Annotated in this window: 22 protein-coding genes; 5 read left to right on the top strand and 17 right to left on the bottom strand. The window is 38.8% G+C overall.

The window, feature by feature from the left end:
* Window positions 1-8: 8 nt before the first annotated feature.
* On the bottom strand, window positions 9-371 hold the full coding sequence (locus BN986_RS11420) for an Asp23/Gls24 family envelope stress response protein (protein WP_040980034.1): 363 nt from the start codon (window positions 369-371) through the stop codon (window positions 9-11).
* A gap of 337 nt (window positions 372-708) precedes the next feature.
* Here BN986_RS11420 and rpmB point away from each other — a divergent pair, with 337 nt between their 5' ends.
* Window positions 709-897: a 50S ribosomal protein L28 gene (rpmB, locus tag BN986_RS11415; RefSeq protein ID WP_040980032.1), complete on the top strand. Its 189-nt coding sequence runs from the start codon at window positions 709-711 to the stop codon at window positions 895-897.
* Window positions 898-1054: 157 nt separating this feature from the next.
* On the opposite strand, the gene spoVM is transcribed toward rpmB, so the two are convergent.
* From spoVM to BN986_RS11345, 14 genes are all read right to left on the bottom strand, one after another.
* Window positions 1055-1138: a stage V sporulation protein SpoVM gene (gene spoVM / locus BN986_RS11410; protein ID WP_040980030.1), complete on the bottom strand. Its 84-nt coding sequence runs from the start codon at window positions 1136-1138 to the stop codon at window positions 1055-1057.
* A gap of 42 nt (window positions 1139-1180) precedes the next feature.
* Entirely contained in the window at window positions 1181-1828 is a 648-nt protein-coding gene (locus BN986_RS11405; RefSeq protein ID WP_040980028.1) for a thiamine diphosphokinase, read from the bottom strand.
* On the bottom strand, window positions 1828-2481 hold the full coding sequence (gene rpe / locus BN986_RS11400) for a ribulose-phosphate 3-epimerase (protein WP_040980837.1): 654 nt from the start codon (window positions 2479-2481) through the stop codon (window positions 1828-1830). Before rpe ends, BN986_RS11405 begins: the two co-directional genes overlap by 1 nt.
* Window positions 2482-2483: 2 nt before the next feature.
* Window positions 2484-3365, bottom strand: coding sequence for a ribosome small subunit-dependent GTPase A (rsgA, locus tag BN986_RS11395; RefSeq protein ID WP_040980026.1), 882 nt, complete (start codon window positions 3363-3365; stop codon window positions 2484-2486).
* A complete protein-coding gene (gene pknB, locus BN986_RS11390; RefSeq protein WP_040980024.1) occupies window positions 3366-5600 on the bottom strand; it encodes a Stk1 family PASTA domain-containing Ser/Thr kinase in 2235 nt (744 codons plus the stop codon).
* Window positions 5597-6358, bottom strand: a complete 762-nt coding sequence (locus BN986_RS11385) for a Stp1/IreP family PP2C-type Ser/Thr phosphatase (protein WP_040980022.1) — start codon at window positions 6356-6358, stop codon at window positions 5597-5599. Before BN986_RS11385 ends, pknB begins: the two co-directional genes overlap by 4 nt.
* Window positions 6359-6569: 211 nt before the next feature.
* Window positions 6570-7916: a 16S rRNA (cytosine(967)-C(5))-methyltransferase RsmB gene (gene rsmB / locus BN986_RS11380; protein WP_040980020.1), complete on the bottom strand. Its 1347-nt coding sequence runs from the start codon at window positions 7914-7916 to the stop codon at window positions 6570-6572.
* A gap of 7 nt (window positions 7917-7923) precedes the next feature.
* Window positions 7924-8865 (bottom strand): methionyl-tRNA formyltransferase, encoded by a 942-nt coding sequence (fmt, locus tag BN986_RS11375; RefSeq protein ID WP_187378548.1) that lies wholly within the window; start codon window positions 8863-8865, stop codon window positions 7924-7926.
* Between the two features lie 35 nt (window positions 8866-8900).
* Window positions 8901-11309 (bottom strand): primosomal protein N', encoded by a 2409-nt coding sequence (gene priA, locus BN986_RS11370; protein ID WP_040980016.1) that lies wholly within the window; start codon window positions 11307-11309, stop codon window positions 8901-8903.
* Window positions 11306-12514 (bottom strand): bifunctional phosphopantothenoylcysteine decarboxylase/phosphopantothenate--cysteine ligase CoaBC, encoded by a 1209-nt coding sequence (coaBC, locus tag BN986_RS11365; RefSeq protein WP_040980013.1) that lies wholly within the window; start codon window positions 12512-12514, stop codon window positions 11306-11308. Before coaBC ends, priA begins: the two co-directional genes overlap by 4 nt.
* A 1008-nt stretch (window positions 12515-13522) precedes the next feature.
* The gene (gene rpoZ / locus BN986_RS11360; RefSeq protein WP_074435657.1) at window positions 13523-13717 is read right to left on the bottom strand and encodes a DNA-directed RNA polymerase subunit omega; all 195 of its coding nucleotides are present in this window, start codon (window positions 13715-13717) and stop codon (window positions 13523-13525) included.
* Window positions 13714-14334 carry a guanylate kinase gene (gene gmk / locus BN986_RS11355; protein WP_040980011.1) on the bottom strand — a complete coding sequence of 207 codons (621 nt, stop codon included), beginning with the start codon at window positions 14332-14334 and terminating at the stop codon, window positions 13714-13716. Before gmk ends, rpoZ begins: the two co-directional genes overlap by 4 nt.
* Before the next feature lie 27 nt (window positions 14335-14361).
* Window positions 14362-14622, bottom strand: a complete 261-nt coding sequence (gene remA / locus BN986_RS11350; protein WP_040980009.1) for an extracellular matrix/biofilm regulator RemA — start codon at window positions 14620-14622, stop codon at window positions 14362-14364.
* Between the two features lie 301 nt (window positions 14623-14923).
* On the bottom strand, window positions 14924-17578 hold the full coding sequence (locus BN986_RS11345; protein ID WP_040980007.1) for a cation-translocating P-type ATPase: 2655 nt from the start codon (window positions 17576-17578) through the stop codon (window positions 14924-14926).
* A gap of 100 nt (window positions 17579-17678) precedes the next feature.
* On the opposite strand from BN986_RS11345, the gene BN986_RS11340 reads away from it, so the two are divergent.
* From BN986_RS11340 to BN986_RS26705, 3 genes are all read left to right on the top strand, one after another.
* A complete protein-coding gene (locus tag BN986_RS11340) occupies window positions 17679-19382 on the top strand; it encodes an Rqc2 family fibronectin-binding protein (protein ID WP_040980005.1) in 1704 nt (567 codons plus the stop codon).
* 169 nt (window positions 19383-19551) lie between these two features.
* The gene (locus tag BN986_RS11335) at window positions 19552-20094 is read left to right on the top strand and encodes an NADPH-dependent FMN reductase (protein WP_040980003.1); all 543 of its coding nucleotides are present in this window, start codon (window positions 19552-19554) and stop codon (window positions 20092-20094) included.
* 219 nt (window positions 20095-20313) lie between these two features.
* Window positions 20314-21881, top strand: a protein-coding gene (locus BN986_RS26705; RefSeq protein ID WP_392392261.1) for an IS3 family transposase whose coding sequence is annotated in 2 segments (ribosomal slippage) — window positions 20314-20977 and window positions 20977-21881 — 1569 coding nt in all. Because the reading frame shifts where the segments join, the coding sequence is not laid out codon by codon here.
* An 830-nt stretch (window positions 21882-22711) separates the two neighbouring features.
* Here BN986_RS26705 and BN986_RS11320 read toward each other — a convergent pair.
* Window positions 22712-23134, bottom strand: a complete 423-nt coding sequence (locus tag BN986_RS11320; RefSeq protein WP_040980001.1) for an organic hydroperoxide resistance protein — start codon at window positions 23132-23134, stop codon at window positions 22712-22714.
* 93 nt (window positions 23135-23227) lie between these two features.
* Window positions 23228-24094, bottom strand: coding sequence for a LysR family transcriptional regulator (locus BN986_RS11315; RefSeq protein ID WP_040979999.1), 867 nt, complete (start codon window positions 24092-24094; stop codon window positions 23228-23230).
* Between the two features lie 162 nt (window positions 24095-24256).
* Between BN986_RS11315 and BN986_RS11310 the strand changes: the two genes are divergently transcribed.
* Window positions 24257-25018, top strand: a complete 762-nt coding sequence (locus BN986_RS11310) for a class I SAM-dependent methyltransferase (RefSeq protein ID WP_040979997.1) — start codon at window positions 24257-24259, stop codon at window positions 25016-25018.
* Window positions 25019-25039 lie beyond the last annotated feature (21 nt).

The following is a 25039-nucleotide window of genomic DNA, read 5'->3' as shown; positions in this document are numbered from 1 at the left end:
CTTCTGCTCTATTCCTTTTCTACCCGGACACCTTGAATATATATATTTACCGAATCAATTTCTAAACCCAAGGATTGACTAAGTGTATATTTCACCTGTGACTGTACATTATGCGCCACTTCAGAAATTTTTGTTCCATAGCTTACAATAATATACAAATCTATATGTAGCTTTCCATCTTCTTGGCGAACGACAATTCCTTTAGAGTAATTTTCTTTTCGCAGTATTTCTGCAATATTATCTTTAATTTGGCTTTTTGAAGCCATCCCTACAATTCCATAGCACTCAACAGCTGTTCCGCCAGCTATTGTAGCAATAACATCTGTTGTTATCGTAACGAGTCCATCGTTTGTATGCAACTCTATTGACATAACCACAGCTCCTTTTAATACGAAATATAATTATAAAATAAATTCGAAGTTTTAACCATCATACCTTATCATTAGCTTCCATCATATATGATTAAAATTATACTATACGCTCTGCCATTTTAAAAGGAAGCACGTGAGAATTAAAAAACCCATTTCCTCAACGATCTTCACTAATTTCCATGCAGAAGAAAAACTCCACTATTACAATGGATGATTTTTAATCATCTGTCAAGCAATTTTTCTTTAAGGTATAAAAAGATTCAATTGCAATATCGGAGAACTTATGATAAATTAGTTTAGTGGTATACTGATTTTAGGAATGTAAGGAGGGAATGACATGGCTAGAAAATGTGTTGTAACTGGACGCCAGACTCGTAGTGGTAATCACCGCTCTCACGCTATGAATTCCAATAAACGTAATTGGAAAGCAAATGTACAAAAAGTACGTATTATGGTAGATGGAAAACCGAAGAAAGTATATGTATCTGCTCGTGCATTAAAATCAGGCAAAGTAGAACGTGTATAATATACGAAAATATGTGCATATGCCTTAAAAACACCATGATTCCCATGGTGTTTTTTTGTATAAAGAGAAACAATCTTCATGCAAAAAAATAAGATTTATCTTTAAAGTAAATCCTAAAAACGAGCCTTTGCCACTTATGACAAAAGCTCGTTTACTATTACTTATCTTTTTTAAATACACCAATGACCACTTTAACAAATCCACCTACAAACTTAGGAAGCTTAATCGTATAGAATTTCATTTATAAAGGCCCTCCCTGTTTAACCATCCTATTTGCTCCTAGTTAAACTGTATCAAAACTCTTTACTAGTATTAGTATGCCTTTATGGAAAGAAAAAGTACCTTTTTTTTGACTAAGCTCATTCGATATGCATAAAGAAGATCCCCAATGTATTGTTTCATGTTTTAAAGGGTATAAAAATCCTGTTAATGTTAGGCTGGTAACCTTAGGAGTAAACGCTAAAAAAGAAAGATAAGAATACCCTTCTGAAGCAACCTGGTAGGTGCCTGGTTCAAACAATTCTATTTGGTTGCCCTTATCGATAATGACAGCACGCTTTTTCTGCTGTAATAATGGATAAAGTAATTGTATATTCATTAATGCATGATCCAGTCTGCCGCCTGTTACACCAAAAAAGAAAAATTGACTTGCTTCTTTCTTTACTCCCATATCTATAGCAATCTCTAAATCCGTCTGATCCTTCATCGCCGGGTGCTTATCGAAATGTTTGGTATGCTTCTCGATAATCCCATATTCGCTTTCAGAGACAGAATCAAAATCTCCAAGTGCTATATCCATGGTAATTCCTTGTTCCGCTAAATATAAAGCTCCGCGGTCAGCGCCAATCCAAAAATCCATCTCTTCTTGATAGTTTAAAAGATTGGGTAACAATCCCTCAGGACCATTACCCACAATTCCAACACGTGTCATTATTTTTCTGCACTTTTACGAATCTGATCGATTGCTTCTTTTCGATCGCTTTGATTAAAAATCGCACTTCCGGCAACCAATACATCAGCACCGTTTTCCGTACAAATAGGTGCTGTTTCCTCATTTACTCCACCATCGATTTCAATTTCAAAATCTAAGTTCATTTCTTCTCGCCAAGCTGCGATTTGGGCAATTTTAGGAACAACTTCATGAATAAAGGATTGTCCGCCAAAACCCGGATTTACGGTCATTAATAAAACAAGATCTACTTCTGTTAAAATAGGCTTGATCGCTTCTGCAGGCGTTCCTGGATTTATAACTACTCCCGGCTTCACATCATGGGAACGAATTAATTGTAACGTACGATGAAGATGTACACATGCTTCCTGATGAACCGTGATAATCGAAGCACTTTTAGCAAATTGCGGAATATACACATCTGGATTTTCTATCATTAAATGAACATCTAACGGTACATCGGTGATTGGTTTAATCGCATCTGCTATTAAAGGACCGATTGTAATGTTGGGGACGAAATGACCGTCCATCACATCAACATGTATATAATCAGCTCCTGCTTGTTCTACTTCTTTAATTTCTTCTCCTAATTTAGCAAAATCTGCTGATAATATGGAAGGTGCTATTTTTGTCATAATCAATACCTCGGCTTTCTCGTTTTAATTTCTTCTAAGAATCGTAAATAATGCTGATACCTGAATTCAGCGATCACTCCATCGTTAACAGCTGCTTTCACAGCACACTTAGGCTCTTTATCATGTAGACAACCCCGAAATTTGCAATCTGACATATGAAGTCTAATTTCCGGAAAACAGGGACCTAAATCCTCGGCTTCTAAATCAGAAAACTCTAACACACTGAATCCAGGCGTATCTGCTACCAATCCTTCTCCAATCGGAAGAAGTTCAACATGCCTTGTTGTATGCTTCCCTCTCCCGAGACTTTTGGAAATCTCTGCAGTTTCTAAATACAGATTAGGATCAAGTGTATTTAACAAGGAGGATTTACCTACTCCGGATTGTCCAGCGAAAACAGACACTTTATTTTTAAAATAAGGGATTACTTCAGAAATCCATTCCGGCTCTTTAGATGATAATAGCTTTACTTCATAGCCAATGTTCTGATAGATCGATTGATACTCCTTCATTCTATCTATCTCTTCCTGCGTGGCTAAATCCATTTTGGTAATAAATATGATCGGCTGAATATGCTTGGCTTCTATAAGGACAAGGAAACGGTCAAGCAATAACGGATTGAGTTCTGGTGAATTTGCTGCATTTACAATACAGACTTGATCAATATTAGCAATAGGAGGCCGAATTAGTTCATTCGACCTGTCTTTTACTTTCATAATATAACCTTCATCCTCATTACGAACTTCAAATTCCACATCATCGCCAACTAACGGGGTGATGTTTTTATTCCGAAACACACCTCTGCCTTTACAAGCATAAACACCTTCATTTGACTGTACATAGTAGAAGCCGCTCAATGCTTTGATAATTCTGCCTACTGCCATCTACTCTTCCTCTCCCTCATAGGATACAGTCCTTTCTGAAACTTCTTCATCATCTCTGGTAATACGATATTCAGCATCTGTACCAGGTGCAATCGTTAATGTGAATGTTACCTCTGTGTCTTCTGTTATCGCTATTTCCCGATAGACGTCTGAAATATCGTTATCACTATCACCAATATAGATTCGTACGATTTGCTCTTCTGGTTCGGATGTTTCTGTCTCTTCTCCATTTACTTCTTCCGTATCTTCATTTGCTTCGCTTCCATTATTTTCTTCGCTTCCATCATTTTCTTCATTTCCATCGTTCTCTCCATTTTCTTCATTTGACTCGCCGTTATCCTCACCTTCATTATTCCCATCACCAGATGAAGTTTCTTCACTTTCTTCTTCGTTTCCATCGTTTTGCTCGTTTTCATCTCCACTGTCTTCTTCATTTGTTTCCTCTTCATTATCAAGTGTATAAGGAACCATGTAAGAAACAGAGTGAGAACGTGGCGGTTCTTCTTCAGGCCCAATAGAGAAATAAACATCTACCGTAGAACCTTTCTCTAAATCCGTTCCAGATTCAGGAGACTGGCTGATTACAAGACCCTCCTCCACATCATCCGAATATTCTTCATGCTTATTCATAACTAACTCATTGCGATCTACATACGCTTGTACTTCTTCTTCATCCATTCCGGTTAAATTATTGAGGCTGACCATCTCTGGCCCGGCGCTCACTTCAAAAATGACTTTTGTATCAGCAGGAACGACGGATGTTCCCGGATCTGGCTGTACTTGAGAAATAATCTCACCAACGGGTTGATCTGAATTTCGTTCAAAAGGGGTAATATCATCAAATCCCTCTTGCTCCAATTGTTCTTCAACCTCTTCAAAATTATCTCCCTCATAATCACCAAATTCCACTTGTTCTGGTCCTTGACTGACAAAAAGAGTGATCGTTGCGCCTTCTTTTACGGTTCTTCCAGCGACGGGGTCCGTTCGCTCCACGAATCCAGATTCAATTTCATCTGAGTTGACTTCTTCTATTTCTACTAAAAGATTTTGACTTTCCAGTGCATCTCTCGCTTCGTCCGCCGGCTGGTTGGCAAAATCCTCTATGGTGACATCCTGGGGCTGCATGGCATATACAATGGCAGTAGTCCCAATGCCAATAAGCAGCAGTAACAGGATCGAAATCCAAATAATTTTTTTCTTTTTACTCGCTGGTTTCTTTTTCTTCTTCTTTTCTTTTTTCTTTTCATTCTTTTCTTCAGGATAGCTTTTCGTTGGATCTGTATCCGAGTGATGGACAATCGTCCGGCCTGTTTCTGTATCATCCTGAGATAAATTTTCGTCTGTAATTATTGGAATTGCCTTTGTCTCATCACCCTCTTCATCCGGAATTGTAAAAGCTTCTTCATTTAGTTTTTCCGGTGAAAGTGCTGTTACAAGTGCTGTTTCAAACTGATAAACATCTTCATAACGATAAAACGGATTTTTTGCAGTTGCTTGTAAAACAATATTCTCTACACTCTGCGGGATATCCGGATTAATCTCTTTCACAGATGGTGTGTCACTCTGCAAATGTTTTAAGGCAATAGATACAGGAGATTGCCCAGAAAATGGAAGTTTTCCTGTTAACAATTCAAATAGTACAATACCTAATGAATAGATATCTGATTTTTTAGTTGCCATCCCGCCACGCGCCTGCTCTGGTGAAAGATAATGAACAGAACCCAGGATAGAATTTGTTTGCGTTAATGCTGTCGCACTAAGCGCCATAGCAATTCCAAAGTCTGTCACTTTCACTTGCCCGAAACGGTCAATTAATATATTTTGAGGCTTAATATCACGATGAATAATATCATTTTCGTGTGCATGGGCAATTGCCGACGCAATTTGCTTCATAATATCTAATGCAAGCGGAACTTCTACTGGTCCAAACTGTTGGATATATTCCTTTAAGGTCATTCCCTCCACATATTCCATGACCATATACAAGGTTTGGTCATCTTCACCGACATCAAAAATATTAACAATATTTGGATGAGAGAGAGAGCTTGCCGATTGTGCTTCACGGTCAAAACGGGCAATAAACTCTTGATCATGTACATAATCCGTTCGCAATGATTTGACAGCTACGTCGCGTTCAAGAATGGTATCTCTGGCAAGAAAGACATTTGCCATGCCTCCTCCGCCTACTTTTCTCTCGATTCGATAACGATCATTTAATAAGTGTCCAGTGTTCATGCAGGTTCACCTGCCTCCGAGTCTGAACCGTCATGTGCTATCAATATAAGCGAAATATTATCTTCTCCACCACGATGATTCGCTAAATCAATAAGTTGCTGACCTATCTCATCCATCTCTTTCTCTGCAGTAATAAGTTGTGCTAACTCCGTTTGACTAAGTTTGTCTGATAAACCATCTGAGCATAGTAATAAGCGGTCTCCAGTTTCCCAGGTCAGCGTCTTTACATCTGTATCGACATCTGCATCAGTCCCCAGCGCACGAATAATATAGTTTTTATAAGGGTGAACCTCTGCATCTCCCTCTGTAATCTCGCCTCTTTTTACAAGCTCATTTACAAAAGAATGATCTTCCGTCAGCTGCTCAATTTGATCTCCTCTTGCAATATACAATCGACTGTCTCCGATATGAGCAATAATAAGTGAATTTCCTATTATTACAGCAGCTACAAGCGTTGTTCCCATTCCTTCTAGTTGCTTGTTTTCTTGAGATTTCTGAAAGATTTGTTCATTCGTTTCTCTGATTATTTTTTGAAACCATTGTTCAATTTCATCCGGGTTTTCAACTCGTTCTGTTTCTTCCCATCTATTTTTGATATTTTCAACAGCCAGCATACTTGCTACATCGCCCGCTTGGTGGCCACCCATGCCATCCGCAATAATAGCAATTGGCTGATAGCTTTTATTTTTAAAAATACCGCCCGCATCTTCGTTATGATTGCGAACTTGACCACAATGCGTTAAGAAAAGCCCTTTCAAGAGCTACTCCCCCTTTATAGATCCAAATATATATCCTTTTCAAACAATAATTAGTACTTCTGATTAATAATAAATAGATATTCAAAAAGCAGCTAAAACGATTCAATGCGTTTCTCAAGCTTTTGAACATACGCTTCTATACATAATTATGGCACAATCTTACTGAGATTAAAACTATGCAACATAATTTTTAGCCTCTAATAAACACACCCTACTTATTTCGTTTAATTCTTGTTAGAAAAAAACCATCTGTTTGGAAATCTTGAGGGAATAGTTGTAAGCCTTCTGGCGACCATCCTGGCGCTTGTTTTAACGGTTCAGAAAGTTGATCTCTAAAGGAAAGATCCATGCAAAAGGCAGGATTTTTTTCTAAAAATGCCTGAACGACTTGATTATTCTCTTCCTTATCGACTGTACAAGTACTGTAAATCAGTAATCCTTCTGGTTTAAGGAGTTTTGCTACAGATTGAATAATATCCAGCTGAATGGATGAAAGACGTTCAATATCTTGAGCTTGCTTTTCGTATTTTATCTCAGGTTTACCATTAATAACGCCTAGACCGGAGCAGGGAGCATCGATCAAAATTCGATCAAAGCTTTCCTCTTCATATTTTTCATGAAGTTTTCTGGCATCCCCTTGAAAAGCGGTTATCGTGTGTAAATCCAATGTAGATGCTTTTTCTTCTATTAAATTTATTTTTTTCTTATGCAGGTCATAGGCATGAATTTCTCCTTGATCTGCCATTTTTTCAGCAATATGTGTTACTTTGCCGCCTGGCGCACTGCAAGTATCCAGTACTTTCATACCCGGCTCTAATCTTAAACATTCTGCTACAAGCATGGAGCTTTGATCTTGTACCGTTACTAAGCCATCCTGCAAAAGATTTGTTTTAAAAATATTTCCTTTCTCAATTAGAATACCCTGCGGCGAAAATACTGATGCTGTTACAGTGAAGCCTTCACTTTCCAACTGTTTCATAATCGATTCGCGATTTGTCTTCATTGGTTGAATACGAATAGACATTGGAAAGTGCTTTAAGTTTTCACGGCACATTGCCTCAGTCCGGTCCATCCCATACATTTCTACCCATCTTTCTACGAGCCATACTGGATGACTGGTTTCTATCGAAATCCTTTTAACCGGATCTTTAATCAAAGAAATGTCTGGAAGGCCTTTCCGCTGAATGCTGCGTAATATCCCGTTTACAAATGAAGCGATCCCCTTATGACCTCGAATTTTTGCAATTTCAACAGACTCATGGACCACAGCATGATCTGGAATTTTTTCTAAATAAACCATTTGATAAACAGACATTCTTAAAAGCTGTCTCACCCATATATCTAACTTCTTCTTATTGTTTATAAAATGTGCTAAATAATAGTCAATTGCTAATTGATTTTGTACCGTTCCATAAACAACCTCTGTAAGTAACCTTTTGTCTTTTTCAATTAAGCCTTTTTGCTGCAATTCATGGTTTAATATCAGATTGCTAAACCCTTTATCTTTCTCAATTCGAATAAGTACGTCAAGCATTGTTTGCCTCAATTGATAGTTCATAATTATTTTATTCTCCTAGTATTACACCAATTTGAATCCTGTCCTGTGACGCCTGCAAGTAATCTTTTACCTTCATGCGTTTCTTTCCGGCAGGTTGAATTTCTGTAATCTTGATACTTGTTTGCTGTCCGCACTGAACAGTAAAAGATTTACTGTCCTTTGCTATAATTTCTCCCGCTGGTTTGGAAGACGAGCTGTCCGATATTTCCTCTCCCCACCAGATTTTCATGACCTTCCCTTGATAGATTGTAAAAGCGACCGGCCATGGGTGAAGTCCTCTTATTTGATTATAAATTTCTGCAGCAGGTTTATTCCAGTCAATCTGTTCTTGTTCCCGTTTTATGTTTGCTGCAAAGGTTGCCGATGATTCATCTTGTTTTACAGGTGTTATGTTATCAGCAAACAAATCAGGTAACGTGTCCATAAGCAAGTCTGACCCAGCGTCAGCCAACTTATCATGCAATGTACCGACATGGTCTGTATCTTCTATTTCTACCTCTGTCTGTGTAAGAATATCTCCTGCATCTAATTTTTCTGCCATATACATGATCGTTACGCCTGTTTTCTTTTTCCCTTGAATAATGGAGTAATGGATTGGTGCACCGCCACGCAGCTCAGGAAGCAGGGATGCATGTACATTGATGGCTCCAAAAGGGGCTATCTCAAGTACTTCTTTAGGTAGAATTTGACCATAAGCAGCTGTTACAATCAAATCTGGTTTTGCATCTATCAGTGCTTGATAATCTTTTCTCAGCTTTTCTGGTTGAAACACTTCTATCCCATGTTTTAAAGCTTCTTCTTTAACCGGAGGAGGAGTGATTACCTTTTTTCTTCCTTTAGGTCTATCAGGTTGTGTCACAACAAGAGCGACGTCATATTTATTTTGAATAAGTTTTTGTAAAACAGGGACAGCAAAATCTGGTGTCCCCATAAAAACGATTCGTTTCAATTTCATTCCCTCATTTCCTTACAATTCGAACTACCTTACATCATATAATACGGCTGCATATCAATAAACAACTGCAGCGTCTGCTTCCGTATCTCATCCGCATATACCGATTTAATCTGTTCTAAATATCTAATTAAGTCAGGTTCATGTTTGTATTTTATCATGCACTGGTACCGATATCTATCTTTTATCCGTGTAATTGTAGAAGGAGTCGGCCCTAAAACAGTTGTTCCCGGCGATATCACTTCACTAAGCTGCTTTACAATTTCTCCAGTCACTTGTACAGCCCGGACATGATTTTCATGTGACACTGTAATCAATACAAGAAATACAAATGGCGGATACTGAAATGCTTTACGGACAGCCATTTCATGCTTGTAGAAATCCAAATAATTATGTCCTGCTGCATATGTCACACTATAATGTTCCGGTGTATAAGTTTGCACAATGACATTGCCGGTGAGTTCATGTCTTCCCGCTCTTCCGCTTACCTGGGTTAATAATTGAAAAGTACGTTCTGAGGCACGAAAATCAGGAAGATGCAGCATGGAATCCGCAGATAAAACACCCACCAATGTCACATCCTTAAAATCGAGTCCTTTGGCAATCATTTGCGTCCCAAGTAAGATATCAGCCTGTTTCTCGGAAAACTGTTTTAATAATTTTTCATGTGCTCCCTTTCTTCGCGTTGTATCTACATCCATCCGGATAACACGGGCTTCTGGCAGGAGCTTCGCTAACGATTCCTCCACGCGCTGTGTACCTGTTCCAAAAAATCGGATTAAATCACTTTCACAGGATGGACAATGCTCTGGAACAGCCTGCTCATAGGAACAATAATGGCATTTCAGTCTGTGTGTATTCTTATGATACGTTAACGCAATATCACAATGCGGGCATTCAGATACATGTCCGCAGTCACGGCACATTACAAATGTAGAATATCCTCTCCGGTTCAGGAGCAGTACAATTTGTTCTCCCCGTTCCATACAAGCCTTCATATTTTCCATAAGCGACGTCGAAAACATGGTCCGGTTGCCTGCATGCAGTTCTTTACGCATATCAACAATCTCTACGCCTGGCATCTGCTGATGATTCGTACGGCTGGCAAGGGTTAAAAGTTTGTAGACATCTTTTTTAGCTCTGGCAAAACTCTCTAAGGAAGGCGTCGCACTACCAAGGACGACTGGGCAGCGATGGCTGTTTGCCCTTTCTATCGCGACATCACGGGCGTGATACCTTGGCTGGTCTTCCTGCTTATAAGTAGTTTCGTGCTCCTCATCAATGATAATAATACCAATATTTGAAAAAGGAGCGAATATCGCAGAACGCGCTCCAACAACAACTTGAACCTGTCTTTGCTGAATTTTTCTCCATTCATCATATTTTTCTCCTGCAGAAAGACCACTATGCATCACAGCCACGTTTGATCCAAACCGTCCTTTAAAACGACGAACCATTTGTGGTGTTAACGAAATTTCCGGAACAAGAACAATAGCCTCTTGCCCTTTAGAAATCACATGTTGAATGGATTGCAAATAAACTTCTGTTTTACCGCTTCCTGTAACACCATGCAATAAAAATACATTGTCTTCTTTATTATCGATAGAGGCGACAATTGGGCGCATAGCATCGGATTGCTCTTTTGTAAGCTCGAACGCCTCTGTCTGTTCAATCTGCTGATTTTTATAAGGATCACGAAACACTTCCTGCTGAAATGTCTTAACAATCCCTTTTGATACTAATGTTTTCACGGTCTGTGTTGATGTACCAAGCAGTTTTATCAGTTTCGCCTGCTCAATCGGCTCCGGATTTTCAATAAAATATTGAATCAGCTCTTTTTGCTTTTTAGCCTGCTTTGATAAATCTTCTAAAGCTTCGAAAGCACGGATCTCAGATACATTCAATTGCACCATTGTCAGCTGCTTCTTAGTAATTCTCGACTTCACATGATAATAAATCGTGATATTTCCAGCCTCAACCTGATTTTGCAGATGGTAATAACTAATAGAAGAAGCTGTAAATTCTTCAAATGGAACCGACTCTCTCCCAGCGAATAAGTCTTCTAACTCCGGACTGAGAAATTCATCTGTTTCCCGAACCAAATCTTTTGTATACTGTGATTTTAATACTTGGGGAAGCATTGTCTGAAATACCGTAATATATAAACTGAGCGTTTTTGTAGCTACCGATTTCCCTAACTGCAACAGCTCTTCTGTTAAAACAGGCGTAATATCTAACACTTCATGCAGTTCCTTTAATTTTGTTAAATGCGTCTCACTCTTTAACTGTACAACAAACCCCATAATCTTCCGCGGTCCAAATGGCACCGTCACCCGCATGCCTGGAGTAATGATTTCATGATATTTCTCCGGAACGAGGTAGTCATATGTCTGGTTTGTTGCACTTGTAGGAACATCAACGATAACACTGGCAATTTTCAAATGGAATCATCCTTCATATCTTCTAAAATACAGTCCAGAAGCTGGGTTGCGATTTGTTTTTTATCAGCTTGCTGCAACTCAATGACAGATTCCGCTTTATTAATATAGGAAACAATATTCGTATCTCCTTCAAATCCTGCTCCCTCACGGCTGACATCGTTGACAACAATCGCATCTAAATGCTTCTTTTTCAGTTTTCCCAGCCCATATTCAATCGGCGTATCTGTTTCTGCAGCAAATCCTACTAAAAATTGATTTTCTTTTCTTTCGCCAAGTTTTTTTAAGATATCTTCTGTCCGCTCTAAAGTGATCACATCATCGCCTTCTTTTTTCTTCATCTTGGATGTTTGCACCTCTTTAGGTCGATAATCTGCTACAGCAGCAGATTTAATCACAATATCCTTATCCGCAAACTGATCATTCATCACATCATACATTTCTTTGGCGGAAACTACATCAATTCGTTTAATTGAAGGGTGCTGCGCTTCCAACGATACCGGACCTGCAACCAGGGTAACATCTGCACCCCGTTCCGCAGCTGCTTCAGCCAGAGAAAAGCCCATCTTCCCTGAGGAGCGATTGGTAAAGAAACGCACCGGATCGACCATTTCTTTTGTTGGTCCTGCAGAGACAAGTACCTTTTTTCCTTGCATATCGTGTTTTTTTTGTTGATGGCGTTCCAGTACAGTTATGATTTCCTGCGGCTCTTCCAAACGGCCTTTTCCAACATAACCGCATGCTAAATATCCATCACCCGGTTCAATGAAATGATAGCCCCATTTGTCAAGCTGTTTCATATTTTGGATAACAGCCGGATGCTCGTACATATGCACATTCATTGCCGGTGCAATATACACCTCTGCCTGCGTTGCCAGCATAGTGGTTGAGAGCATATCATCCGCTTGTCCATGAGCTATTTTTGAAATAATATTTGCTGTTGCCGGCGCAATAATGGCGATATCTGCCCAATCGGCTAAATCAATGTGCGCTATTTTCTTTGGATTTTTTTCATCAAAAGTATCTGTATACACCGGATTTCTTGTTAAAGCTTGAAAGGTTAAGGGCGTAACAAATTCTGTTGCACTTTCTGTCATAATAACCTTCACTTCCGCTCCAAGCTGTGTCAATTTACTTGCCAGCGCGCTTACTTTATAAACAGCAATTCCTCCAGAAACACCTAATAGTATCTTTTTCTGATCGAGCATGGAAAACATCCTCTCTATGATTTATTTTCATATATTTGTAGTTAAAAACGTGTAAAGTACGTGTTCATTCAGCGAGGGATTTCCTTTCATCCCTCATTGAATAAGACTGTGATTATCAAAGCTGTCAAGTTAATACGACTAATACAGGAAAACATATTTCCACAATTTTTTTACCTTCTCTATACATAGTTATAACATATAATAAGTGTTTTCTGCCGAATAAAGGCTTGTAAAAAATACTTGTAAAAGGATCCGAAAATGAACTTGTAAATAGCTCAACTTTTGCGTATTAAAAAAGTAACTTCATATCCATAGACACAAGAGTTGATCATTTGTTCCATAAAAAGAATAGATGGTGAAGTGTAAAGCACCGCTGCGGCGGACCGTTTTGCCTTCCTAGGGGCACGCTCTTCAGCTAACTTTTGCCAAGAAGAGCACTTGGCAAAAGTGGATCTTCAGATGGTGCTGATCCCTCAGGAGTCAAAACGGTCCGCCTCCGCTAGTTAGATGTTCTATACGTGGAATAAGCTGAACAAATAAAAGGTAGTTCAGACAGAAGAGATTTTTCGTGGTGCATGGTAAAAATGTTCGGCAATGATTTCTTTTTGTGCATGAAAGCTATTCCTGATGTTAATTATTCATGCTGTTATGATTCGAACTGCTAATCCAGCCATTTGAAATAACGGAATGATCGTGTCATCAAGCGATAGAGATACTATTTCTTTCACCCCAACAGGATGTTATTTCATTCCTTCGCTGTAGAATCCTAACTAAGCGGAGTGGTTGGCCGGAGCGGAAGCTATGCACTATCATTCGTTCAAAAAAAGCTGATTTAGTCAAAATCAAGCAAAACAAGGAAAAACATGATAACCGTGGAAAGGCAAGATATATATGCTTATTCTCAGGTTCGAAAGTTGAGTAAATAGAAAAACCTCTGCATCGTGAACAATTCTTGTATGAAGAATTATTCATTGTGCAAAGGTCTTTTTTTCTTCTGTGTACCACTTTTTATTTTCTAATATACAGCTTTCCAGCTTCAATTTCTTCTAATGCTTTACCAACAAATTTATGTGATTTTGGACGTTCTACTAACACATCATTTGTTTCACTTAGCTCTCTGGCTCTTCTGGCAGATAAAGTTACTAAACTGTATTTTGATTTAATTTTTGTTTGCAGTGAATCAATAGAAGGTTCTAACATCATGATAATTCATCCTCCAAAATTTGCTTGTATTGTTTTGCGATTCTTTCCCGCTTTAAATGCTCACTTTTAATAATTGCTTTTACTTTATCAACTGCTGTCTCCACCTGATCATTGACGACAACATAATCATAAGCATCCATCATTTCTATTTCATTACGTGCTTCCTTCAGACGGTTTAAAACAAGTTCTTGTGATTCTGTACCACGGTTAACGATACGATTTTTCAGCTCTTCTAAACTAGGAGGGAATAAGAAGATAAATACACCTTGAGGGAAATTTTCCTTCACCTGCATTGCTCCCTGCACTTCTATCTCAAGAAAAACATCAAGTCCTTTTTCTATGGTTTCTTCTACATATTTTCTGGGAGTCCCGTAATAATTATTTACATACTGGGCATATTCTAAAAGCTCGCCTTCTTCAATTAGCCTTTCAAATTCTTCGCGTGTTTTATAAAAATAATCAACACCATCGACTTCCCCATTTCTTCTATCTCTGGTTGTCATCGAAATAGAGTATTGAAGATCCATTTCTTCCTCAAATAACTTTTTACGAACTGTACCCTTCCCTACTCCTGATGGGCCAGATAAAATGAATAAAATGCCTTTCTCTTTAATCAAACCATTTCCTCCTAATTTCCAGCTTCGTTATTCGTCTGCAATTTCGTCGCTTGTCACAAGCCGCTGTCCTACTGTTTCAGGCTGCACTGCAGATAATACAACGTGATCGCTATCAGTAATTATAACAGCTCTGGTACGTCTTCCATACGTAGCGTCCACTAATTTATTATTTTCCCTGGCAACGGTAATAATTCTTTTCACTGGTGCTGATTCCGGAGACACGATAGAAATAATGCGGTTTGCGGAAACAACATTACCAAAGCCAATGTTTATTAAACTTAAATTCAAGATTTTTCCCCCTACCATTTCTTTTCTATCTATAATAGTACCATTATACTGTATCTTTATTGAATTTTATACTATAAACTTTTTTGTTACAAGGGCAAAACCAAGAAATAGGAAAATAGAGTGATGTTCACAGGCTTCATCTCGCGTGTTTATCCAGATATTAAAATATACTCTAATTAGTTAAAACAGCTATCCCACCTTGCAGCACATTATACTGCATCGATGGGATAGCTGCTTCTATAAAACGAAACTTCATTCAGTGGGAGTTTTACGGACGATTCTCCGTAATAAATTTGATATTTTATTTTTTAGTAAATCCAAATAATACTGTTGGTAATGCTCCTAGTCCCACGATAAGGCACCAGTCAACGACAGACAAGCTTACTGTATGGAAAATCGGCTGAAGCGGCGGGAAGTAAATAACAACTAAGAGCAGCAACATGGATGATAATACAGCCAAAATCAGATAACGATTTTCAAATAAATTTCTAGAAAAAATTGATTTTTCACTGCGACAATCAAATACATGAATTAATTGTGCTACTACCAGTGTTGTAAAAGCAATTGTCTGGGCGTAGACAAGGTTATTAGGATCATTTTGATAAGCAATAATAAAGGCGATCAATGTAACCACACCAATTAAGATCCCTCTACTGATAATCTTATAGCCAAGTCCGCGAGAGAAAATCCCTTCCCGTGGATTTCGAGGCCCTCTTTTCATCACGTCTCCCTCCGCCTGATCCACACCTAACGCCATTGCCGGCAGCCCATCAGTCACTAAGTTCACCCAAAGAATTTGCACAGGTACTAGCGGCAACGGTAATCCAAGTAGCATCGCAAAGAGCATTACTAAAATTTCTCCTACATTAGAAGCCAGCAGATAGCGAATAAATTTACGAATGTTTTCATAAATATTTCTGCCTTCCTGGATAGCCGATTTAATGGTCGCAAAGTTATCATCCATCAGAACTAATGACGACGCTTCTTTCGTTACATCCGTACCACTTATTCCCATTGCAATACCTATATCACTTGCTTTCATTGCAGGTGCATCATTGACACCATCTCCTGTCATCGCAACGATATGGCCTTTTTCTTGAAAAGCATTGACAATTCGAAGCTTATGCTCCGGCGTTACTCGTGCAAAAACATACGTATCTTCAATCGTCTCCACTAATTCAGCATCGGACATTTGTGTTAATTCTTTACCTTCCAGCACCTTACCGCTTTCTGGCAGAATTTCTAAATGATTCGCAATTGCTTTCGCCGTATTCGCATGATCCCCTGTTATCATTACTGTTTTAATCCCTGCTTCTTTACATTCACGGACAGCCGCTTTCACTTCTTTTCGAGGAGGATCCATCAAACCATATAAACCAATTAATGTTAAATCTTCCTCTAATAATGCCGTATCTAATGATTCTGACGGAGATAAGACCCGGAAACCTATCGCAATCGTTCGCAGTGCTTTTTCAGCCATAGCTACTACTGCTTGCTCCGTCTTTTTGCTTTGTTCCTTTGTTAAAATCGTTTTCCCATCCTCTGTTTGGATGTAGGAAGTTTTCGGGAGTAAAATATCAGGCGCGCCCTTCGTGATTAATAAACGCATGCCGTTTTTATCTTCTACAACGATACTCATCCGTTTCCGATTGGAATCAAATGGAATTTCTTTGACAACCCGAAATTCCTGTTTATCATTTTCATGGAAACCAAACTTATACGCTGCAACGAGTAGAGCGCCATCTGTCGGATCACCATCTACTACATTCTTTCCTTTTTTCGTCGAAACGGATGCATGGTTACACAACATTCCATATAGGAGCATTGATTTTAAATTGGAATGAGAATCTTCTATCTTCTTCTGATTATATAGAAAATCTCCTTGTGTTTGATACCCGTCACCTGTAACATACAAGGTTTTTTCATTTATATATACTTCCTTCACAGTCATTTGATTTTCAGTCATTGTGCCTGTCTTATCTGAACAAATGACAGAGGCACATCCTAATGTCTCTACTGCCGAAAGCTTTCTTACAATGGCTTTCTTTTTAATCATCCGCTGAACACCAAGTGATAGAGCAACTGTAACAATTGCCGGCAGACCTTCAGGTATAGCAGCTACCGCCAGGGAAACGCCTGCTAAAAACATTTCGTACATCGGATGACCTTGGAATATACCAGCTCCGACCACTAGTATGGTAAGGAATAGAGCGACAACAATTAATATTTTTCCTAACTCGGCTAATTTCATTTCCAACGGTGTAATTGTTTTCTTGGTATTATCGAGCAAAGTAGCTATCTGCCCCATAACGGTTTTCATACCTGTACCAACAACTATGCCCTCGCCTGATCCGCGTGTAACAAGCGTTCCCATAAAAGCCATGTTAACTTGGTCCTGTGCTTCTAGCCCATCCATTCTAATTTCTTTTGCATGTTTCGCAACAGGCAGAGATTCCCCTGTCAAAGCAGACTCTTCTGTTTCCAGGCTGGCAGTTCGAATTACCCTTACATCTGCTGGAATCCTATCGCCACTTGTAAATCTTACGACATCTCCTACTACAATTTCTTTGGATGGAATCTTGACCCATTGTCCATCTCTTCTTACGTTGGCTACGGGGGCAGACAGCTCCTTCAATTTTTCTAATGAATTTTCTGCCTTCTGCTCCTGGAAATAACCAATGACCCCGTTAATTAACACAATAACCATAATAGCTATTGCATCAATATATTCTCCTAGTAACCCTGCAAGCAACGTTGCAGCTAACAAAACTAATACCATAAAATCTTGGAATTGTTTTAAGAATAAAATCCATTTAGGTATTTTTTTCTTCGCTGCTAAAACATTTTCGCCATATTGCTGACGTCTCTTCGAAACCTGCTTCTCTCCTAATCCGACATTCGATTTTACTTGTAATGTCTCTTCTAATTTTTCTGGTGTTAGCTGATACCATTTCATTATACATTCCTCCGACAGACATGAATTGTACAAGCACTTAATCCATTTCTATGCCCGAACATCTAAAAAGATGCTATAATTGCCAATGAGGTGATCACATATGCCATTCGACGGTATTGTAACAAGAGCGATTACAAATGAATTAGCAACAAAATTAGAAAGAGGAAAAATAAATAAAATCTATCAGCCATCGGAAACAGAGATTGTGATGACAGTCCGCAGCCAGTCTGTAAACCACAGCCTGCTTTTTTCTGTCCATCCTACCTATGCCCGTTTTCATATTACGAACGATTCCTACACCAATCCGAAAGAACCCCCTATGTTTTGTATGGTGCTGCGAAAGCATCTGACCGGGAGTGTAATTGAACAGATCGAACAAAAAGGAATGGAACGGATCGTTACATTTACGATCCGGACCCGTAATGAAATAGGGGATATCAGTTATAAACAATTAATTATCGAACTCATGGGCAAGCATAGTAACTTTATTTTAGTCGACCAGGAAAAAGGGCATATTATTGACAGTTTGAAACATGTCTCTTTATCCCAAAACCGGCACCGGATGATTTTACCGGGACAACAGTATCAGTTACCGCCTGACCAGCATAAGGTCTCCATTTTAAATAGAGATAGTGCATCCATTGTAAAAAAATTAGATTTCAATACTGGAAAAATGGATAAACAGCTGCTTGGATTATTAGAAGGTTTTTCACCATTTGTGACAAAAAGAATGATAGAGCCTGTCCGGCTTGGTTCTAATCAAGACTACGAGAACATGATTTCCCTTGTTCAGAAGCAATTACAAGAAAATGATTATCAGCCTGCTGTCTACCAGGAACCAAAAGAAGATTTTCATGTACTATCTTTTCCAGAAGAAAAACCAGACACGGTATTTGAAGAGATCAATACAATGCTCGATGCATTTTACTCTGGAAAAGCCGAACGGGACCGTGTCAAACAGCAGGCAAAAGACCTCTATCGCTTTATTAAAAATGAACAGGATAAAAACGTTCGGAAGCTGAAAAAACATCAGCAAACGGTTGAGAAGTCTGAACGGGCAGATCACTATCAAAAAATGGGTGAACTTTTAACAGCGCATATGCATTTAGTGAAGCCAAATCAAAAAGAAATCTCTGTCGTAGACTACTATGATCCAGATCAGCAGGAAATAACCATTCCATTGAATCCGAATAAATCACCAAGTGCGAATGCACAGAATTACTTTAAGACCTATCAAAAGCTGAAAAATTCCCGAAAAATGATGGAAACAGAAATCAAACGAACGAATGAAGAAATTCTATATTTTGACCAATTGTTACAGCAACTTGATGTAGCAAGTACCGATGATATTGAAGAAATTCGTGAAGAGCTCAGGGAAGAAGGATATTTGCGGAAACAGCGTGCTTCGAAAAAGACAAAGAAACCGCAGAAGCCATCGCCAGAAACTTACCAGTCTTCTGACGGCACGACTATTTTAGTTGGGAAAAATAACAAACAGAATGAATATGCAACAATGCGATTAGCCCGCCGCAATGATATATGGCTGCATACGAAAGATATTCCAGGTTCGCATGTTATCATTCGAGACGAGGATCCAAGCGAAAAAACATTAGAGGAAGCTGCTATTTTAGCTGCTTACTTCAGTAAATCTCAACAATCTTCCTCCGTTCCGGTAGACTATACATTAATTCGTCATGTAAAAAAACCGAATGGATCAAAACCAGGGTACGTGACATACGATAATCAAAAAACATTGTTTGTTACACCGAAAAAAGAGACGGTGGATCAACTGAAGGTAAAATAAAAAGACCGGTGTATCACTTCTCTGATTTGATACACCGGTCTTTTTATTTACAACATATCATTAGCTGTTATCATCTAACAAAATCACAAAATTAGAGCCTTCTTCTTCTAAATGATAAACTTGTACTATACGACAAAATACAAATTAACTGGAAAAGAGGTTAAAATATATGAAACTTATAGGAGTATCAGGTGCGCTTGCAGGGGATAAAACATCGATCGTGGTGAATCAGATTTTAGTTCGCGCTCGTCGTTTCGATTCATCCATAAAAACAGAATTAGTCGACTTAAGAGATTATGAAATCGACTTTTTTAATGGCGCTCCCTTGGCAGACTATAATGACGATACCTGGGATATTGTTCAAAAGATTGCTTCCTCTGATTTCCTTGTATTTGGGACTCCCATTTACCAAGCGTCTATTCCAGGAGCGTTAAAAAATCTGTTCGATCATTTGCCAGAATACACCTTTAAACATAAAGTTACCGGGATGGTTGCAACCGGTTGGTCAGACCGGCATTTTCTTGTGATGGAATATCATCTAAGATCAATTCTTTCCTATTTTAAAGGATTAGTTCCAACTGGCAATGTTTTTGTCCATAACAGTGCTTTTAACATGGACGGTGATGAAATTAAGGATGAACGTGTTTTGGAAAGACTTGAAGCCCTTGGACAGGAAATGGTTTCTTTACAGCAGGGGATGAAGGATCAGTAATTAAACTGGGAGGTGAAGGTGGCACCCCCTCTCGAAACGGATTTGAACCTTCGCACCTTAAAAGTAACTCATTTCCATAGAAACAGGGGGTAATCGTACCTTTGATAACTCCCGTGATAAAGAATAGAAGGTGTAGTGTAAGGTACCGCTGATATGCTACCTTTATAGTAGACAGAGAAATAATAAAAAATCTCTCCTACTATGAAGGGAGTATTTTGTATGTCTAGAAGACTGACGAAACATGAGTTAGATGATCGAATTCAAATCGTACGGCAAGTATTAGATAAGAGAAAATCCATAGGGGCAACAGCTAAAAAACATGGAGTAGATGAACGGACACTGAAAAGCTGGATTCGTAAATACCAGGCTGATGGAGTGGACGGTTTGAAAGAATCAAGAAGCTGGAAGTCTTATTCCGCAGAGTTAAAACAACAAGCTGTCGAGTTTTATCTGTATAAAGGAGGAAGTCTGGAAAGCACATGTAACCAATTTCATATTTCGTCCCGATCGGTTTTACAACATTGGCTTAGCCTTTATAATAGTGGGAAAGAGATGAAATCCACGAATAAAGGAAGCGTTAAAATGAGCGAAAGGCGTAAAACCACATTCAAAGAACGGATAGAGATTGTCCAATATGCGATAGCCAATGATTTGAATTATCAGCAAGCTGCGGAGAAGTATGGGGTTTCCTATCAACAAGTGTATAGTTGGGTTCGTAAATACCGGAAAGATGGCGAGCAGGCTCTTCAGGATCGGCGCGGGAAAACATTAGAATCAAAGCCAAACCTAACCGAAGAAGAGAAATTACAGCTTCGAATCAAGGAACTGGAACACCGTACGCAATATTTGGAGGCAGAAAATGGTCTCTTAAAAAAGTTGGAGGAAATCGAAAGGAGAGGATGGAACGAGTAGGAAAACAAGTCCCTACCTTTGAAGCGATTCATGCATATCATGAAGAAACAGGTACGCCAATTCAATTATTATGCGACATTTTAAAGGTATCCCGATCCGGATATTATAAATGGCTGAATCACACGCCGGGTAGCCACGAAGAAGAAAATGTATGGCTGATGAAGCAAATTCAAAAGATTTTTAAACAGTACGGAGGGATTTACGGCTATCGCCGGATCAGAATGGTTATTCAACGCAAATACGGGAAACGCTATAATTTGAAACGTATTCGCCGTTTAATGATTTTATTAGACTTGAAATCATTTATACGTCGTTCCAATAGATATTCCACCAAAACAAGCTATGTCAACATCGAAGACAATCTTCTTAATCGGGAGTTTACGGCAGAAAAACCAAATCAAAAGTGGGTAACGGATATTACCCATTTAAAATACAGAGACGGTCATAAAGCCTATTTATGTATGATCAAAGACCTTTATGATGGGTCCATCGTTGCCTATAAGGTTAGTTACTATAACAATAATGATCTCGTTATGGAAACAATTAAAGCAGCGCTGGAAGCAAATCCAGGGGCTACTCCTTTACTGCATAGTGATCGTGGTTCGCAATATACCTCGAAGGAATATCGATTCGTGACAACAGAAGCCGGGATTACCCGCAGTATGTCCTGCGTTGGAAATTGCATTGACAATGCGCCTGCGGAAAGCTTTTTTGGGCATTTTAAAAGTGAGTCTTACTATTTTAAACAGTATAAAAGTTTTGAAGCATTGGCAGCGGATATTGATAGATATATCCAATTCTATAATAAAGAACGTTACCAGGAGAACTTAAATAGCCTGACACCGTTGGAATGTCGGTACCAGGCTGTTGCATAGAATTTTTGTTTTTTTACTGTCTACTTGACAGGGAGCAGTTCACCGCTGCGGCGGACCGTTTTGCTTTCCTAGGGGCACGCTCTTCAGCTAACTTTTGCCAAGAAGATCGCTTGGCAAAAGTGGATCTTCAGATGGTGCTGGTCCCTCAGGAGTCAAAACGGTCCGCCTCCGCTAGTAAGGTGTTCTATATGTGAAATAGCTGAACACATAAAAGGTAGTTCAGACAGAAGAGATTTTTTGTAGTGCATGATAAAAATGTTCAGCAATCATTACTCTCTGTGCATGAAAGCTATTACTGATGTTAACTATCCATGCTGTTATGATTCGAACTGCAAAACCAAAACATTTTAAAATATCGAAATGATCATGTCATCAAGCGAAAGAGATGCTATTTCGTCAACCCCAACAAGATGTTATCTCTTTCATCCACTGTAGAATCCTATCAGAGCGGAGGCCAACCACGCAGACTCCTAAGTGGTTTGCAGGCTAAACCCGTGACTCCTGGGGTTGCGATTACTCACCCCATCGAAAAGAGTTGTTGCAACGTCTGCACTAGTACGTCCTGGGACTGCGATTACTCGCCCCATCGAAAACATTTGTACGTCGGAAAGCGGAGTGGTTGGCCGGAGCAGAGCTATGCACAATCATTAATTCCAAAATCGCCGGATATGTAACCAAAAAACAAGCATGGTAATGAAGAACATGTTCATCCTGAAATAGCAAGTTATATATGTTTATTCTTAAGTGCAAAGTTGAGTAAGTAAGAAGTTTTTTATCACGTATAAAAAAAGTTCCAGCTTTTATTAGCTGGAACTTTTTTAAATAGACTTTTAAACTGCCGTCGGTTTTAATTCAACATCAATATTACCTCTTGTTGCTTTGGAATATGGGCAGAATTGATGTGCATCTTCTGCCAATTTTTCTGCTTCTTCCTGATTAACGCCTTCTATTTTGATATGCAGGGTTGCACCAATTTTAAAGCCGTCGTCAGCAGGATCTTTCATAAAATGAATTTCTGCTGTTGTTTCTGACGTAATATTTTTTCCCTGATTGGATGCCATTAAATTAAGTGCCCCATCATAGCAAGCTGCGTAACCAGCAGCGAAGAGCTGTTCCGGGTTGGAGCCTTTTTCATCTGATTTATTTCCAGCTGGATTAACTAAATTAACATCGATAATCCCATCATCTGATTTTACATGTCCATCTCTGCCGTTTTGAGCTGTTGCTTTTGAATTGAAAATAATGTTACTCATTGAAATCACTGCTCCTTTATCATTTAATCTAATGGTACTATTTCCTTTATTCCTTTTCTTTAAACCTTTTTTTAAAAGAAACGCTATCATTTTTTAATCGGCAACAAAATCATAGTTTTCCAATAAACGAAGAAAATGATCGACTTGCGGGAGCTGGCGAATCCCTTCCTGAAAGCAGACCCAGGTATCACGGGTCAGTGCCTGTTTTTCGACAAATAAAGGAATATAAGGATAATGTTCCTTTAAATGATTGGAAACACTGCCCGGCAATACAGCCATTCCAATTCCCTGCTTCATAAATTGCTTACACGTTTCAATTTGGTCTACAGTCATCTTTTTTTGCGGTTTAATATAATTTTGCTGTTCAAATAACCAGCTGTCAACGAGCTCATGCATGCTGTCATCACTTTTGAAGGAAATAATAGGCCGTTCTTTTAAGGCGTGATCCGGAAAAGGCTCCGTATCAAAAATATAGAGCGGGTCATCAAACAAATGTACCGAGGTGGTTTCTTTTAATTTTTCGCCGCGAATAATACATACATGGTATTGTTTATGATTTTTTTTGATATTTTCACTAATTCCTGTTACTAAATCAATCGTTACTTTTGGGTACGCAGCAGTATACTCCCCTAAAATGTCCGGCAGATAACGCTGGCTGATCAATGAAGAGCATGCAATAGATAATGTCCCTTGTATTTCTTCACCTGTCTCCGCTAAACGGTTTTTAAATTGATGCTCCCTTTCTACGGTTTCCTTGGCATGCTGAATAACCCGTTCGCCAGCCGGCGTCGGCAATAAACGCTTCGATGTCCGTATAAATATTTCTTCTCCAAAATAGTTTTCCATGTATTTCAAACGTTGAGTAACAGCCGGCTGAGAAATAAGAATAGCTTTTGCTGTGCCTCTTATGGTCCCTATTTCATAAAGTTTTAAAAGGATTTCGTAATCATCCATCCGCATAACAAAACCTCCTATAAGGATAGGTTATCATTTTTGATTAAAATATAGTATTTTACTTATTTGATTATACCATATAATATGAATTTAAGAGTATTTACAGTAAGCTTCATCTGTTGAATAAAGCGGAGTTTGATGCGGAAAACAAGAAAGGAAGGATGTTACATGGATAAAAAGCTATTGAATAAAGAATTATTTACCAAAAGAGAAGATGCTTATATCAAAAGTCATACACATAGTAACCCGGCGGCTTTACAAAAAATTGTGGAGTGGTTAAACCCGTCCAGCGAACAAACTGTTTTAGATATTGCTACAGGTGGAGGGCAGGTTGCAAAAACATTAGCCCCATTCTCCAAACAAGTTATTGCAACCGATTTAACACCATCAATGTTAGTTAATGTGAAAAACAGCTTAAATGAAACCAATAACATTTTACTTCTCATTGCTGACGCCGAGGAACTTCCATTTCTCGATGATTCTATGGATATTGTCACCTGCCGTATCGCAGCCCATCATTTTCCACATCCTGAAAAATTTATACAGGAAGCATATCGTGTATTAAAACCCGGCGGTAAATGTTTATTTATCGATAATATTGCTCCCGAGGATGATGCAGAAGACCAATTTTTAAATCAGCTGGAAGCGATGCGTGATCCAAGTCATGAACGCGCTAAAAAGATTTCGGAATGGAAGAAACTCTTTTCAAAACATCCATTTACATTGCTGAAAGAGGATATTCGGATAAAAGAACTTCCTTTCCAAGACTGGCTTAACCGTACAGTAGATTCGGAGGAAGTACGTCAGCAAGTTACTGATTTTATCGAAACAGCCGATGAAAAGCTGCAAAAATCAATACGTTTACAAAAAGATGAAAATACCATCCTCTCCTTTGCCATTGATGAATGGATAAGTATGTGGGAAAAATAAGGACGAAAAAAGGATGTGCCT

Origin of the sequence: Oceanobacillus jeddahensis (genome assembly GCF_000750635.1) — a bacterium.
Classification (GTDB): Bacteria; Bacillota; Bacilli; order Bacillales; family Amphibacillaceae; genus Oceanobacillus; species Oceanobacillus jeddahense.
The sequence above is the reverse complement of the archived record's forward strand: the minus strand, read 5'-3'. Positions and strand labels throughout refer to the sequence as shown.

Bases quoted from the DNA above. Each gene is read 5' to 3' on its own strand.
- BN986_RS11420 (WP_040980034.1), bottom strand. From the start codon at position 371: ATGTCAATAGAGTTGCATACAAACGATGGACTCGTTACGATAACAACA.
- rpmB (WP_040980032.1), top strand. From the start codon at position 709: ATGGCTAGAAAATGTGTTGTAACTGGACGCCAGACTCGTAGTGGTAAT.
- spoVM (WP_040980030.1), bottom strand. From the start codon at position 1,138: ATGAAATTCTATACGATTAAGCTTCCTAAGTTTGTAGGTGGATTTGTT.
- BN986_RS11405 (WP_040980028.1), bottom strand. From the start codon at position 1,828: ATGACACGTGTTGGAATTGTGGGTAATGGTCCTGAGGGATTGTTACCC.
- rpe (WP_040980837.1), bottom strand. From the start codon at position 2,481: ATGACAAAAATAGCACCTTCCATATTATCAGCAGATTTTGCTAAATTA.
- rsgA (WP_040980026.1), bottom strand. From the start codon at position 3,365: ATGGCAGTAGGCAGAATTATCAAAGCATTGAGCGGCTTCTACTATGTA.
- pknB (WP_040980024.1), bottom strand. From the start codon at position 5,600: ATGAACACTGGACACTTATTAAATGATCGTTATCGAATCGAGAGAAAA.
- rsmB (WP_040980020.1), bottom strand. From the start codon at position 7,916: ATGAACTATCAATTGAGGCAAACAATGCTTGACGTACTTATTCGAATT.
- coaBC (WP_040980013.1), bottom strand. From the start codon at position 12,514: ATGCTCGATCAGAAAAAGATACTATTAGGTGTTTCTGGAGGAATTGCT.
- rpoZ (WP_074435657.1), bottom strand. From the start codon at position 13,717: ATGATGTTAGAACCTTCTATTGATTCACTGCAAACAAAAATTAAATCA.
- BN986_RS11345 (WP_040980007.1), bottom strand. From the start codon at position 17,578: ATGAAATGGTATCAGCTAACACCAGAAAAATTAGAAGAGACATTACAA.
- BN986_RS11340 (WP_040980005.1), top strand. From the start codon at position 17,679: ATGCCATTCGACGGTATTGTAACAAGAGCGATTACAAATGAATTAGCA.
- BN986_RS11335 (WP_040980003.1), top strand. From the start codon at position 19,552: ATGAAACTTATAGGAGTATCAGGTGCGCTTGCAGGGGATAAAACATCG.
- BN986_RS11320 (WP_040980001.1), bottom strand. From the start codon at position 23,134: ATGAGTAACATTATTTTCAATTCAAAAGCAACAGCTCAAAACGGCAGA.
- BN986_RS11315 (WP_040979999.1), bottom strand. From the start codon at position 24,094: ATGCGGATGGATGATTACGAAATCCTTTTAAAACTTTATGAAATAGGG.
- BN986_RS11310 (WP_040979997.1), top strand. From the start codon at position 24,257: ATGGATAAAAAGCTATTGAATAAAGAATTATTTACCAAAAGAGAAGAT.